Genomic DNA, 13,282 nt, shown 5'->3' on the forward strand with positions numbered 1-13,282 from the left:
TGATTAAAAAGATCATAATGAAAAGATTATTAATTGCGCTGGCAGGTATTATACTGATAGCTGCCTGCAAGAAAGAGCAAATAAAATTATACCAGGATACGGATCCTTCACTATATTTCACACTTACCACGTATTCCTATTCCTTTATGACAGACCTGGATTCTACATCCAGGGTTATCTATCTACCGGTTAAACTTTCCGGCGCGTTGAAGGATTACGACAGGTCATTTACCATGCAGGTGATAAATGATACAAATACTACAGCTAATAAGGACTGGTATGAACTAAAACAGGGGACGCTACCTAAGAATAGCGTTAACGGTACGATTCCCATCGTATTGAAGCGGAATGTAACTATCGATACATCCATTATAAAATTGAAACTTGTCCTGACGCCATCTTCAACGCTGGATACCATGCCCAATGCTACTATCCAGCTTAGCTGGACAGGCAAGATCATTCAACCCATTAACTGGAACTGGTTGCGCTACTATTTTGGAACGCCTTTCTCCACGGCATGGTATAAATTTATTATCAAGACAACCGGAAGATCTTCTTTCCCTTATTCACCCACATTAGCCAGAACAGATCCCGCAACGTGGAACATGACTCAACCTCAGATACAGGCCTATACCTTACAGGTAAAAGAAGCGCTCCAGTCATATAATGCGGCAAACCCAGATAATCCGCTCACGCATGATGATGGCATTTATAAAGGACAGCTGGTATCGATGCCCTGATTTTTAACTTCAAAATTACTACAGTGAAGAAACTATCTTACTATATGCTCATATCTGTCGCACTACTCGGGGTATCCTGTGTAAAGGATAGATCTACTTTTAATACCCGCAAGATCACCCCGATTGTGATAGATACCACCGGCCTGAAAGCACAATTGATACAATATCAGTTTGACACGCTGCAGCTTATGCCTAAGGTTACCCAGGAAGGAATGGATTCCGGCCGTTTGAAGTACCAATGGACGATTGATGCCTACGGCGGATACGAAAGGGTAGTGGGAACAACCAGGCGGCTGAGTACTGCGATTATAGAAAACCCTGATCCCACCCCCTATACGTTAATTTTAAGGGTAACAGACACCACAACAAATCTGAAATCAGTTTTAACCTGGTCTTTACAGGTTATTTCTCCTTTCGGGCAGGGCCTGATAGTAGCGGATACCAAAGATGGTACTACCTCAGATGCGAATCTTATTATGGCATTCAATTTTACGTCAGGCCTGCCAACGGATAGCGCTACAACCAGGATCTTTCAGAACGCTTATAGCCGCGCCAATGGTAATCAGAAACTGGATGGCCTGGTGAAACAAGTCAACTACATGCGTTATAACAGTACCAAGGATATTACTTTTCTAACCGATCATTCATTTGTTAGAATTAATCCTAACTCATACCAATTGACCGGTAAGGATAATGACTTGTTCGTACTGGCTCCCGGGGTGATTCAACCAAATGAAATTCAAACGGCCATAAAAACCAATCAACACCAGTATATTATCAATAACGGAAAAGCATATGGTCGTTATGGAGAAACCAGGCAATTTGGATATTCTTTCCTGGCGCCGGATGCGTTGGGATATAGTTGCCAGAAAATCTGTGGGCTCCAGGATCCTGTATATTACCTGAAAACGGCGGGCGCATTATATGATGAAAAGAATAACCGGTTTTTATTGTTGCCACGCATGGTATTAATGAGTAACCCGTTGATGAGCTTTTCTCCAACAGACTTTTCAGATCCTGCACCGGCTTTCGATCCCAATAATATGGGGAATAAAACCTGTTTGCAAATGATAGAAGGATATGATCAAAGAATCATTGCCATTATGAAAACAAGGGATCAGGATCAATTTTTTGTCTATCAGATAAAGTTGACAGATCCCCTTAATGGAAAAATGGGGATCATGGCAAATGATCTGAGTAATAGCCCTGAAATAGCACAGGCTAAATTTTATACCTGCTCCAATGCAGAACAGGTGCTATTTTATGCAACAGAGAATCACGTTTACGCTACCACCTTGGAGCTGGGCAGTCCCAGTACTACCATGTTAAGATATACTACTGGCAATGGTGAAAAAATAACAGGGATGAAAATGTATACAGGAGGTGGCAGCATGTACCTCCCTAATCCCAATGCACCGAGCGACTGGAGCCAGCGAATGGTATTTTCATCGGCTAACCGGTTATTGCTGCTAAGTACTTACAACGACGCTACAAAAGAGGGTAAAATTATCGCCATACCGCTTGAAATATTAGGTATAGGTGGCCTGGTAACTAACCCAGATTACATTAGAACTTATAGTGGATTTGGAAAAATAACAGCATTCAGCTTACAGTCTTTATAAATTTAAAAATGAAAGAAAAATGAGAGTAAATTTTTTTCTATTAGGAATGATGGTGCCATGTGCGGTATTTGCTCAGCAAGGGAAGTTCACCGTGAAGGGAAGCCTTAAAAAAGAAATAACAAAGCCAGCTATGGCGTATCTGAATTATCGCGCAGCGGATCATGCCGTTACAGATTCCTGCATGATAGAACAGGGTAAATTCGTATTCAATGGAAGCATCGATGAAGCCAGGCAGGCACTCCTTACTGTCAATTATTTAGGATCAGGTATGAGAGGCAAGGGAATAGATCAGAGAACAATTTACCTGGAACCAGGTAGCGTAAAAATCAGCAGCAAAGATTCATTACCCGGCGCCACAACAGCGGGATCAGCAATCAATAAGGAGCAAGATGAGCTATTGGCGGCATTAAAGCCTTCAGCCCAAAAAATGGAGACTTTCATGGCAGCGTATTATGCGTTACCTAAAGATAAGCAAGGTGATTCTGCAGTACGCGCGGTGCTGGATAAGAGATACGCTGCCATTATAGACGAGGAAAAAGAGGCTTATTTAAGTTTTATTAAGATGCATACCCAATCTATAGTCGGGCTTGATGCGTTGAAGAAATTTGGTGGCTCAGCCGGTGATTACAGTGTTTTAATGCCTTTATATGAATCTTTTTCCGATAAGGTAAAGCAGTGCAATGCAGGAAAGAACTATGCGCAAACCCTGGCTATTATGAAGGCAACATCGGTTGGAGCTTCTGCACCTGAATTTGCGCAAAATGACACCACGGGAAAGCCTATAGCACTGACCAGTTTCAGAGGCAAATATGTATTGATTGATTTTTGGGCTTCCTGGTGTGGTCCTTGCCGCGCGGAAAATCCCAACGTGGTAGCGGCTTATTCCACGTATCATAGTAAAGGTTTCGAGATTCTGGGCGTTTCACTGGATGATGAAAAATCCCGGAATAATTGGCTAAATGCTATCAAACACGACGGCCTGACGTGGCAGCAGGTGTCTGATCTGAAAGGTTGGGAGAATGAAGTTGGTAGAATGTATGGCATCAGGTCAATACCTCAGAATTTCCTGATAGACCCCAGCGGTAAAATAATTGCAAAAAATTTGAGAGGTAAAGAGTTGGAGAAAAAACTGGCTGAGTTGTTTAAGTCGTAAAAGCAATGCGTAGCCTCTAAGTCAACAGCCGGTCAAAGAGGTATTTTTTGCTAAGAACCAAATGGGAGGCGCCTCAAAGATATCTTGAAGCGCCTCCTATACATTATCCAGGTCCATTTACCACCAAAATGGTGCTAAAATATACTGGATTAGAGCTCAATAATCTTTGGTGGATGGTCCGCGTGCTCCAGGAAGTGATGCATTACCCAATCCATGGGTACCTTCATATAACCCGTGGTGGTACCGTCGCTGCAGCCATACCATTCTTCCAACAAAATATCTTTGTCAATAATCACTTGTATCTGACGCGCTTTATCCAGCATAATCCCGAAGATAGTAGTCGCTCCAACCGAGGTGCCCAACATGCTATCCAGCAACTCCACCGGCGCAAACGACAGCCGTGAGATGCCCAATGCGGCGCTGAGGTCTTTCGTTTTAAATGGCTTATCAGCAGTGGTAACAAACAGATAGAAACTGGTTTGCTGCCGGTTACAGAGAAATAACGTTTTGACTGTTTTCATATCCAGCCGCTCATTAATCCGGATACAGTCCTCCATCGTGATCGCTTCGTCGTTATCTACCCGTTCAAATGGCACGGCTAATTTTTCTAATGTATCATAAACCATTTCCTGTAAAGGTGTTTTGAAGGTAACAGGAGCGGTGGTTTTAGGTTCGCTTACGTAAATCATTTATGAAACGGGTTTAGGTATAATTTGTTATTAATGTACGAATTTAAAAGAGAGAACGAATAAGCGGTGGTTACAACTACCAATATTTTTAGCTAACTTCCACATTTGTGTGGATCTTATTTAATTCTTTCTATGGAATCTAAGGCTGCTAAACAGATTGGAGGAAAATCTGCCTTTGTTGCGGTATTATTTGCCGTCATTGTTTTAGAAATTTTCTGGCTGATGATGGGTACTGGGGGAGACTTGGCCAATGACCTGATTTTCTTTATAGCAGCCCAGGCAAATATATTTGTTGTTACTTTTTTTATACTTCTGTTTAGCACTACTTATTTTTTAGGCAGATACGCGGGAAGGGATATCTTAATCCGTAACAAAAATCATATTTGGATAGGAATTAAATACGCTTTATTGACAAGTGTGATCAATTGGATCTATCTACTCATTATTTATCAGGTAAATCACATCCTGGAACATGCCTGGAATGCCGTCATCGAAGCCCTGCTGACTTTGACTATTGCAATATTCATGGCGTGGATGTTTGCGATGAAGAGAATTCGGTTGAAAGCAGGAAGGGGATAGCTGCAGAAAATACTGTAAACAAAAAAACCGCTCCAAGAGCGGTTTTTTTGTTTTTGTGCCCAGAACTTGCTTAGTTTCCGACCGTCTTTTATTGGCATCCCAAAGAAATACGGAATATTTTTAATATGTTGTACTATTTATTGCACTTATTAATAAGTAAGCCAACACTGTAACTGCCCTCTACAAACTTATCAGACGAAAATGTCGCAAAACACCCTATGTATGGCGTGTTTGCACAGCCTTCGATTTATCATACTTGTGCATCTTTACATCCTAAATTTCAAGAAAATGATAAATAAAGAAACCGCTATTGTTTTGGCAAAACTTTCCATAGCAGCAGCAATGACTTATCATCTTTTAATAAGTGTATTAATTTTCATTAGACCGGACTTAGACCCATATTGGCATCCATTAAGTGAATACGCCATTGGTTCTTATGGATGGATGATGTCTTTAGCATTTATTATTTCATCATTCAGTTATGGAATATTGCTATTTAACATTAAATCGCATGTAAAAGGATTTTTTGGAAAACTTGGATTGGTCATTTTATTTATCTGCTGTGCAGGAACTTTTTGTGTTGGAGTGTTTACCACCGACCCTTTAACGACTGCACCTGATAAAATATCAACAACAGGTTTAATTCACATGTTTTCAGGTATGGCAGGTTTGTTTCTTTTTCCAATTGCTGCGTTATTGATTAACATAAGCATTGCTTTAAAAAATAAATCATGGGCTGCGGCAAAGAAAGTTTTGATATGGACTTCAGTTATACCATTACTTGGCTTAGTCGGTTTTATTATTCATCTCTCTATTTATGTAATACCAAAAGGCGACTACGCATATGGACCCGATGTCCCATTAGGCTATCCACCTCGTTTACTTTTTTTAACTTATTTGGTATGGCTAATAATCTTAAACATACAACTTATTAGAATTCAAAAATCAAATCACAATTAAAGTTAGCAATCATGGCAACATCAAAATTTAAAACAGTTGCAGAGTATTTTGCAAAGCAACCTGAAGATACCCAAAAAACATTACTTGCTTTAAAGAAAATAATTTTAAAAACTGCTCCCAATGCGGAAGAGTTAATTAATTATGATATTCCAGCCTACGCTTTAGTAAAAGGCGGCAAACGAGACAAGCAAATTATGATTGCTGGGTATAAAAAGTTTGCAGGATTTTATGTAGGAACAGGGATTTTGCAAAACTTTGCAAAAGAGTTATCGGAATATGTCGTAGGCAAAGCATCCGTACAGTTTCCCAACAATCAACCATTGCCAGAAAAATTAATCATTGAAATTATTCAATTTAAGAAAAAGCAAATTTCATAACCAGTAATAACATCAACCATTAACATCAATATGGTTTCGGTTTCGGCTTCGAATGACATAGCATAACGGTTATCATAAAAAACTCAAATCATGTAAACCTGTTATGTTTTAGATTACTCTGCGCTGGTACTTCTTCTGTGGGATTGGTGATAAAATATTTGTCCGTTGTAGCTGCCTTTATTACCCACTTAAACCGGGAATAGTAATTGGATGGCGTGTCACCATTGAATTTATCTAAAAGATAACGCCTAAAACGCTTACATATATTTTCGGTAATCTCAACTGGTGAAATGAAGTCCTTTCCAAGGAAAGCCTTAAAATGTGCAAAAGAATTAATGCTTCCCTATTGAAATTCTTCTGTTCGGGATTCTTTGGGTTGACATAAGTGAATACTCCGGTGGAGGGGCGTTGTCCAGGCTTCCTTCCATAGCCATAAAAGTAAAAGACTTTATCCCGTTTTCTATTCAGCTTTTCTCCGATGTTCATAGGTTAACTGTTTTAAGGTTAGAAAAGGAGAGGCTCAATAGATGTGCCGTGCCAGATAAAAAGAACCAGCCTACCGGCAACACCATTAGCAACCGGTAAAAGCTGTGAAAATGTGAACAAAAGAATTTTTTAAAAATATTCTTTTGAAACTTTGTCAGATACGACATTTCGGTGTTTGCGTAACTGACATAAGTAATTAAAGAGATAAAGGCAGTAAATAGATGTTCGGGAATAATGTTACTTCCAATGCAGTAAGGAAGCACAAACAAAGTGAGTGTCATTGTGAGTGTCAATTGAGTGTCGTAAATAGTGGGAGAAAGCACTAAAAAGCGTGGATTTTTGACACTCGTGGAAATAAAAAAGGTCGTAGATCAATCGTCTACAACCTTTTATCGTGCCCAGAACTGGATTCGAACCAGCACACCCTTGCGAGCGCTGCGACCTGAACACAGTGCGTCTACCAATTTCGCCATCTGGGCATCGCAGTGTCCCCGTTAAGGGATTGCAAAAGTACACGTTTTTCTAAAATTGCCAAATTTTTTTTCAAGCCGCCAAAAAAAATCGCGCAGTAGGCATGACCCCTGCGCGATTAAGTATATGAAAAATGATTTATACTGCTACGTTGAACTCACGTAAAGTGTCATTCAGACTGGTTTTTAGATCAGTGGAAGCTTTACGCTGACCAATAATCAGTGCACAGGATACCTGGTATTCGCCCGCAGGGAACTTCTTGGTATAGGTACCCGGAATCACTACGCTGCGTGCTGGTACCCGGCCCTTGTATTCAATTGGCTCGCTGCCGCTTACGTCAATGATTTTGGTAGACTGCGTCAGTACTACGTTAGCGCCCAATACAGCTTCTTTTTCTACCACTACGCCTTCTACTACGATGCAACGGGAACCTACGAAGCAGCCGTCTTCAATGATTACCGGGCTGGCTTGCAGGGGTTCCAATACGCCGCCGATACCCACACCACCACTCAAATGCACGTGTTTTCCGATCTGTGCGCAAGAGCCTACGGTAGCCCAGGTATCTACCATGGTACCCTCGTCTACGAAGGCGCCGATGTTTACATAAGAAGGCATCAGGATACAACCTTTGGCGATATAAGCGCCATAGCGGGCAATCGCGTGAGGCACTACTCTTACACCCAGGTCTTTATAATTAGATTTCAATCTCATTTTATCATAGAACTCAAATGGAGGTAATTCCATTGTTTCCATAGGTTGTATAGAAAAATACAGTAAAATGGCCTGTTTCACCCACTCGTTTACCTGCCAGCCATTAGCCGTAGGCTCAGCTACTCTCAGATGTCCCTTGTCTACTGCTTCTATTACTGCTTTCACCGCATCTGTATAGGAGGTTTCCTGTAAGAGGCTGCGATCAGCCCAGGCAGCCAGTATTTGTTGTTGTAATTCCATCTTTTTTTATTTTCCGCAAACATAATACGTAAAAAATAAAATTACGAATCAGGAAGGGGGGAATTCGGGAAATCTTATCAGATATGCGTAAATCGCCATCTGTAATTCGTAATTTCGCGTTTTCGTCTGATAGCGCTATATGAAAATAGGATTCGACGCCAAACGGGCATTCCAGAATAATACAGGTCTCGGCAACTACAGTCGCACGTTAATATCTTCACTGGTAAAGGATTTTCCAGGGGAGGACTGGCTTCTGTTTGCGCCTAAGCAAACAACGATGTACGACCTGCGCAATATGCCGGCCCTGAAAGTGGTGACGCCGGCACACGCCCTTTACCGTTGGTTTAAATCCGCCTGGCGCAGCCGCTTCATCGTAAAAGACCTGATACGCTATCATATCAATATCTTTCATGGCCTCAGTCACGAGCTGCCCTTTGGTATCCATAAAAGCGGTATCCGCGCGGTGGTGACCATGCACGACCTGATTTTCGAAAGATACCCGGAACAATATAACCCGATCGACGTACTCACTTACCGCCGCAAGGCAAAGTATGCTTGTCGCTATGCCGATAGGGTGGTGGCTATCAGCGAACAAACCAAACAAGACCTGATCACCTGGTACCATACCCCCGCGGAAAAAATTGATGTGGTGTACCAAAGCTGTGACCCTGCCTTTGCGGAAACGCATAGCGCTGCCGACATAGCCGCGATGGTGACTAAATACCAGCTGCCGTCTCAATATTTTCTCTATGTGGGCTCGTTAATCGAACGAAAGAACCTGCTGGGCATTGTAACGGCCATGAATACACTAAAAGGAACACTCGATATCCCATTGGTGGTTTTGGGCAGTGGCAGCGGCTATAAAAAGAAGGTGAAAAGTTACCTGGAAGCTAATGGACTTACCAGCCAGGTGATTTTCCTGAATGAAAAGGCAAGGCTCCGGAATGAAGAGTTGCCGTTGCTCTACCAGGGCGCGGTGGCGTTGATCTATCCTTCTTTATTCGAAGGATTCGGCATTCCCATCCTGGAGGCGTTGTGGAGTCGTACGCCCGTTATTACATCTAACGGCTCCTGCTTTGCGGAAACTGCCGGCAATGCTGCCCTGTACGTAAATCCACTCGACCCTGCAACGATTGCGGAAGCTATGAAGGAAGTAGCAGGCAATCCACAGCTGGTAGCGGAAATGCGGGAAAAAGGCTGGCAGCATGCGCAACAGTTTACACCGGAAAAATGCGCGGCCGCCATGATGGAAGTCTATAAAAAAATAAATAACCAATAAATAATAACGGATAAAATGTTTGAAGACGATATCAGCGCGGCCATGCCGGTGCTGCGCAGCGGCGGACTAATCCTTTATCCCACCGATACCATCTGGGGTATTGGCTGCGATGCCACGGATGAAGCGGCGGTGAAAAAAGTATTTGCCCTGAAAAAACGCAGCGAAAGTAAAAGCCTGGTGATCCTCCTGGCCGATGTGCGCGATCTGCTGCAGTACAGCGCTAACCCCCTGCCAGATATCGCCGACATCATCGGAAGCTTTACCCGCCCTACCACGGTGATCTATGAAGGCGCCCTGGGCCTGGCACCCAACGTCATCAGCGAAGACGGCAGCGTAGCTATCCGCATCGTGAAAGATCCTTTCTGCCGCCACCTGGTTAAAAGACTGCGTAAACCATTGGTATCCACCTCTGCCAATATCAGCGGAGCCCCTTCCCCGGCTTCTTTTAAGGAAGTGTCGGAAGAAATCCGGAATGGCGTAGATTACGTCGTAAAATACCGCCAGGACGATACCGAACCCGCTACGCCGTCCAGGATTATCCGGATAAACAAAGACGGTTCTATCGCCATAATCCGGGATTAAATTGTTTATTTATTACATTTGCGCCCTGGTTTCAGCGAAAGGAACAAACTTAACAGGAATATATTTATATGATCAGCAGCAAACCGTTAGATATACCCTGCTCCCTGCAGGAAAGAAAAGTGCTGGAAAAGATAGCCTTGGCCGCCCATGAACTGGGTGTACCCGCCTATCTGATCGGGGGCTTTGTGCGGGACAAACTGTTGGGAAGGAAAACTAAAGATATGGACATCGTGTGTGTTGGTGATGGAATCACCCTCGCACATAAAGTTGGACAAAGCCTGGGCGACAACATTCCCGTTAGCTTCTTCAAAACCTATGGCACCGCCCAGGTAAAGTGGAACGACCTCGAAATAGAATTTGTAGGCGCCCGCAAAGAAAGCTACCGCCAGGAATCCCGTAACCCGGAAGTGACTGCGGGCACCTTGCAGGACGACCAGAACCGCCGCGATTTTACGATCAACGCCATGGCTATCAGCCTTAGAGATATAGATTATGGTACCCTGCTCGACCCATTTGAAGGGCTCGCAGACCTCGATAGAAAACTGATTCGTACACCCCTGGCGCCTGAGCAAACTTTCAGCGATGACCCTCTGCGCATGATGAGAGCCATCCGCTTCGCATCCCAGCTGCAGTTTACCATCGAAGAAAGCGCCTTCGCCGCTATCCGCAGCAATGCAGAACGTATCCGCATCATCTCCCAGGAAAGAATTACCGATGAGTTTAATAAGATCATGCTCTCCTCAAAACCGTCGGTGGGCCTCGACTTATTGTATAAATCCGGCCTGCTCAAAATTATTTTCCCGCAAATGATCGATATGGTGGGGGTAGAGATGTATGAGGGAAAAGGGCATAAAGATAATTTTTATCATACCTTGCAGGTCGTAGATAATATCTCGGAAAATACCCGCGATCTCTGGCTGAGATGGGCCGCACTGTTACACGATATCGGTAAGCCTGCTACCAAGAAATTTGAACCAGGCCATGGCTGGACATTTCACGGCCACGATGCGGTGGGAGGGAAGATGGTCACCCGTATCTTTACCCGGCTTAAATTACCGCTGGGCGATAAGATGAAACTGGTGAAAAAACTGGTAGAACTGCACCTCAGGCCTATCAGCCTCACCAAAGAGAATATAACAGACTCGGCTATCCGTAGATTGCTGTTCGACGCCGGCGATGATATTGAAAGTCTCATGATGCTTTGCGAAGCAGATATCACCTCAAAAAACAGGACCAAAGTAAAACGTTACCTGGAAAATTTTGAACTGGTACGCAAACGCCTCAAAGAAGTGGAAGAAAGCGACAAAATCCGCAACTGGCAGCCTCCTGTAACTGGTGAAATGATCATGGAAACTTTCGGCCTGAAACCCGGAAGAATAGTAGGTGATCTCAAAAATGCCATCAGAGAAGCTATCCTGGATGGCCATATCCCCAATACATACGAAGCAGCATATGCTTTTTTATTGGAAAAAGCCGGGGAATTGAATCTTACCCCTGTTAAATAAAATTGGTAATTTTACATAACCATAATAACAACTAATCATCAGCATAGGGGCTACCGCTCACTGCGGCCTGTTTAAACATTATCTAACATATAACCTTTTTGTCATGCCGGTTTTGAAATTCAGAGTTTACTGGGAAGAAGATGAAAGTGTCTACAGAGACATTGCCATTAAGCCGAATCAGACGTTTTTACTATTTCACCAAGCTATTTTGCAGGCATTCGAATTTGACTCAAAACATAAAGCTACTTTTTTCCGTAGCAATGATAACTGGCAACGCGGCCGCGAAATTATCCTCGAACTGGATAACCAGCCCCGTAAAGCCGAACCCTTGCTCATGGCCGATACCATGATCGCCGCCGCCGTAAAAGATCCTAACCAGAAATTTATTTACCTCTACGATTTCGCTAAAAACTGGTCTTTCCTCGTAGAACTGATCGGTGTTTCCAAAGACGAAAACAGCAAAATTACCTACCCCGCCTGCGTACGTAAAGAAGGCCTCGCGCCCAGTCAATATGGCACCAAAGGCCTCGTAGGTGACAAACTGGTAGAAATGGAGGAAAAATACGACCTCAATAAAGAAGGCATGGATGCCGATGGCTTCGGAGAAGAAGGAGAAGAAAGCGATGCCATGGGCGGCGATAGTGAAGAATTCGGCGCAGAAGAAGAAAGCAGTTTCTAGTTAATTTATCCAACACGATACAACGGAGTTTTGGGAAGATGCCAACAGCCATTGTGCTACAGGTCATCTGCTCAAAACTCCGTCACTTTTCAGCTCATCAGATATGCAAAAAACGGTCATCGTCATCGCAGGACCCACTGCTTCCGGTAAAACAGCCTTGTCCATACAGCTGGCACAACTGTTCAATACCGCCGTAATCTCTGCCGACTCCCGGCAGTGCTACCGCGAAATTACCATCGGTACTGCAAAACCCTCTCCCGAAGAACTGGCGGCCGTTCCACACTATTTCATTAATTCCCACAGCATAAAAGAAGATATCAACGCCGGTATCTTCGAAAAACTCGCCCTCGGCTACACCCGGGAAATATTTCAACAGAACGATGTGGCCATTATGTGCGGCGGCACCGGCCTCTATATCAGGGCCTTCGCCGAAGGAATAGACGATATGCCCGCTATTCCCCCCGGCATACGTACCCATCTCAACGAACAATTTGTTCAACACGGCATCGCCTGGCTCCAGCAACAGCTCCAGGAAAGAGATCCAGGCTTCTATGCCATCGCAGAAACCCAGAATCCACAGCGCCTCATCCGCGCCCTGGAAGTGCTCAACGCTACCGGAAAATCTATTACCACCTTCCGCACGGCCAACCGCACACCCCGCGATTTCCGTATCATCAAAATAGGGATCACCCTCCCCAAAGAACAACTGCACCACAACATCCATTACCGCGTAGATCAGATGGTCCACGCCGGCCTCGTGGAAGAAGTACGTTCGGTAGCTCCCTACCGCGAACATAACGCACTGCGCACAGTAGGATACCAGGAAGTCTTCCAGTTCCTCGATGGACATATCTCCCTCGATCAGGCCATCAACGATATCAAAACACATACCCGCCAATACGCCAAAAGGCAACTGACCTGGTTCAGGAAAGATCCCACCTTCCAATGGTTCGACCCCCGCCAGGTGAAAGACATCGTTACCTGGATACAACAACAGCTATAATCACGCAAAGAGACAAAGAAGCAAAGCCTTGCAAATATTCTTTGCTGCTTTGCTCCTTATAAAACTTTGTGTGAAACTTACATTTGCGAACAATTCAAACCATCCGTGCAGCTACCGAAAATCCCGTGAAGAGCTTAAAAATGGAATAATGTCAAACTCCAGGTAAATAAGAAGGTCCGGGTATAAAGTACCCGGACCTTTTATTT

At 43.8% G+C, this 13,282-nt stretch carries 14 protein-coding genes and 1 tRNA gene; 11 read left to right on the forward strand and 4 right to left on the reverse strand.

What is annotated here, in order from left to right; translation table 11 throughout:
* Positions 1-17 precede the first annotated feature (17 nt).
* Genes HGH91_RS17510 through HGH91_RS17520 form a run of 3 tightly spaced genes read left to right on the forward strand, consistent with a single transcriptional unit; the run spans position 18 to position 3,515 of the window.
* Complete coding sequence (locus HGH91_RS17510; RefSeq protein ID WP_168740107.1) at positions 18-740, forward strand: DUF4843 domain-containing protein; 723 nt, start codon at positions 18-20, stop codon at positions 738-740.
* Positions 741-763: 23 nt separating this feature from the next.
* Positions 764-2,362 carry a PKD-like family lipoprotein gene (locus tag HGH91_RS17515; RefSeq protein ID WP_168740108.1) on the forward strand — a complete coding sequence of 533 codons (1,599 nt, stop codon included), beginning with the start codon at positions 764-766 and terminating at the stop codon, positions 2,360-2,362.
* A 19-nt stretch (positions 2,363-2,381) separates the two neighbouring features.
* Complete coding sequence (locus HGH91_RS17520; RefSeq protein WP_168740109.1) at positions 2,382-3,515, forward strand: redoxin domain-containing protein; 1,134 nt, start codon at positions 2,382-2,384, stop codon at positions 3,513-3,515.
* 149 nt (positions 3,516-3,664) lie between these two features.
* Here the strand turns inward: HGH91_RS17520 and HGH91_RS17525 are convergent, their stop codons facing one another.
* Positions 3,665-4,204 carry a prolyl-tRNA synthetase associated domain-containing protein gene (locus tag HGH91_RS17525; protein WP_168740110.1) on the reverse strand — a complete coding sequence of 180 codons (540 nt, stop codon included), beginning with the start codon at positions 4,202-4,204 and terminating at the stop codon, positions 3,665-3,667.
* Between the two features lie 132 nt (positions 4,205-4,336).
* Here HGH91_RS17525 and HGH91_RS17530 point away from each other — a divergent pair, with 132 nt between their 5' ends.
* The 3 genes from HGH91_RS17530 to HGH91_RS17540 all read left to right on the forward strand — a co-directional run bounded on the left by HGH91_RS17530 (position 4,337) and on the right by HGH91_RS17540 (position 6,120).
* Positions 4,337-4,783, forward strand: a complete 447-nt coding sequence (locus HGH91_RS17530) for a hypothetical protein (protein WP_168740111.1) — start codon at positions 4,337-4,339, stop codon at positions 4,781-4,783.
* 288 nt (positions 4,784-5,071) lie between these two features.
* Positions 5,072-5,743, forward strand: a complete 672-nt coding sequence (locus HGH91_RS17535; RefSeq protein WP_168740112.1) for a DUF998 domain-containing protein — start codon at positions 5,072-5,074, stop codon at positions 5,741-5,743.
* A gap of 11 nt (positions 5,744-5,754) precedes the next feature.
* Complete coding sequence (locus tag HGH91_RS17540; protein ID WP_168740113.1) at positions 5,755-6,120, forward strand: iron chaperone; 366 nt, start codon at positions 5,755-5,757, stop codon at positions 6,118-6,120.
* Between the two features lie 88 nt (positions 6,121-6,208).
* Here the strand turns inward: HGH91_RS17540 and HGH91_RS31645 are convergent, their stop codons facing one another.
* The 3 genes from HGH91_RS31645 to HGH91_RS17555 all read right to left on the reverse strand — a co-directional run bounded on the left by HGH91_RS31645 (position 6,209) and on the right by HGH91_RS17555 (position 8,028).
* Positions 6,209-6,457 carry a phage integrase SAM-like domain-containing protein gene (locus HGH91_RS31645; protein WP_168740585.1) on the reverse strand — a complete coding sequence of 83 codons (249 nt, stop codon included), beginning with the start codon at positions 6,455-6,457 and terminating at the stop codon, positions 6,209-6,211.
* Positions 6,458-7,001: 544 nt separating this feature from the next.
* Positions 7,002-7,085 (reverse strand) — tRNA-Leu (locus tag HGH91_RS17550).
* A 130-nt stretch (positions 7,086-7,215) separates the two neighbouring features.
* Positions 7,216-8,028 (reverse strand): 2,3,4,5-tetrahydropyridine-2,6-dicarboxylate N-succinyltransferase, encoded by an 813-nt coding sequence (locus tag HGH91_RS17555; protein ID WP_145667933.1) that lies wholly within the window; start codon positions 8,026-8,028, stop codon positions 7,216-7,218.
* 139 nt (positions 8,029-8,167) lie between these two features.
* Here HGH91_RS17555 and HGH91_RS17560 point away from each other — a divergent pair, with 139 nt between their 5' ends.
* The 5 genes from HGH91_RS17560 to miaA all read left to right on the forward strand — a co-directional run bounded on the left by HGH91_RS17560 (position 8,168) and on the right by miaA (position 13,076).
* On the forward strand, positions 8,168-9,307 hold the full coding sequence (locus HGH91_RS17560) for a glycosyltransferase family 4 protein (protein WP_168740114.1): 1,140 nt from the start codon (positions 8,168-8,170) through the stop codon (positions 9,305-9,307).
* 15 nt (positions 9,308-9,322) lie between these two features.
* Entirely contained in the window at positions 9,323-9,889 is a 567-nt protein-coding gene (locus tag HGH91_RS17565; protein WP_168740115.1) for an L-threonylcarbamoyladenylate synthase, read from the forward strand.
* Positions 9,890-9,957: 68 nt separating this feature from the next.
* A complete protein-coding gene (locus HGH91_RS17570) occupies positions 9,958-11,394 on the forward strand; it encodes a CCA tRNA nucleotidyltransferase (protein WP_168740116.1) in 1,437 nt (478 codons plus the stop codon).
* A gap of 103 nt (positions 11,395-11,497) precedes the next feature.
* Complete coding sequence (locus tag HGH91_RS17575; RefSeq protein WP_145667945.1) at positions 11,498-12,073, forward strand: plasmid pRiA4b ORF-3 family protein; 576 nt, start codon at positions 11,498-11,500, stop codon at positions 12,071-12,073.
* A 103-nt stretch (positions 12,074-12,176) separates the two neighbouring features.
* A complete protein-coding gene (miaA, locus tag HGH91_RS17580) occupies positions 12,177-13,076 on the forward strand; it encodes a tRNA (adenosine(37)-N6)-dimethylallyltransferase MiaA (RefSeq protein WP_168740117.1) in 900 nt (299 codons plus the stop codon).
* The last annotated feature ends 206 nt before the right edge of the window (positions 13,077-13,282 follow it).

This window comes from Chitinophaga eiseniae (assembly GCF_012641265.1).
Lineage (GTDB): Bacteria > Bacteroidota > Bacteroidia > Chitinophagales > Chitinophagaceae > Chitinophaga > Chitinophaga eiseniae_A.

Coding starts and splice junctions, on each gene's coding strand:
- HGH91_RS17510 (WP_168740107.1), top strand. CDS start 18: ATGAAAAGATTATTAATTGCGCTGGCAGGTATTATACTGATAGCTGCC.
- HGH91_RS17520 (WP_168740109.1), top strand. CDS start 2,382: ATGAGAGTAAATTTTTTTCTATTAGGAATGATGGTGCCATGTGCGGTA.
- HGH91_RS17525 (WP_168740110.1), bottom strand. CDS start 4,204: ATGATTTACGTAAGCGAACCTAAAACCACCGCTCCTGTTACCTTCAAA.
- HGH91_RS17530 (WP_168740111.1), top strand. CDS start 4,337: ATGGAATCTAAGGCTGCTAAACAGATTGGAGGAAAATCTGCCTTTGTT.
- HGH91_RS17535 (WP_168740112.1), top strand. CDS start 5,072: ATGATAAATAAAGAAACCGCTATTGTTTTGGCAAAACTTTCCATAGCA.
- HGH91_RS17540 (WP_168740113.1), top strand. CDS start 5,755: ATGGCAACATCAAAATTTAAAACAGTTGCAGAGTATTTTGCAAAGCAA.
- HGH91_RS17555 (WP_145667933.1), bottom strand. CDS start 8,028: ATGGAATTACAACAACAAATACTGGCTGCCTGGGCTGATCGCAGCCTC.
- HGH91_RS17560 (WP_168740114.1), top strand. CDS start 8,168: ATGAAAATAGGATTCGACGCCAAACGGGCATTCCAGAATAATACAGGT.
- HGH91_RS17565 (WP_168740115.1), top strand. CDS start 9,323: ATGTTTGAAGACGATATCAGCGCGGCCATGCCGGTGCTGCGCAGCGGC.
- HGH91_RS17570 (WP_168740116.1), top strand. CDS start 9,958: ATGATCAGCAGCAAACCGTTAGATATACCCTGCTCCCTGCAGGAAAGA.
- HGH91_RS17575 (WP_145667945.1), top strand. CDS start 11,498: ATGCCGGTTTTGAAATTCAGAGTTTACTGGGAAGAAGATGAAAGTGTC.
- miaA (WP_168740117.1), top strand. CDS start 12,177: ATGCAAAAAACGGTCATCGTCATCGCAGGACCCACTGCTTCCGGTAAA.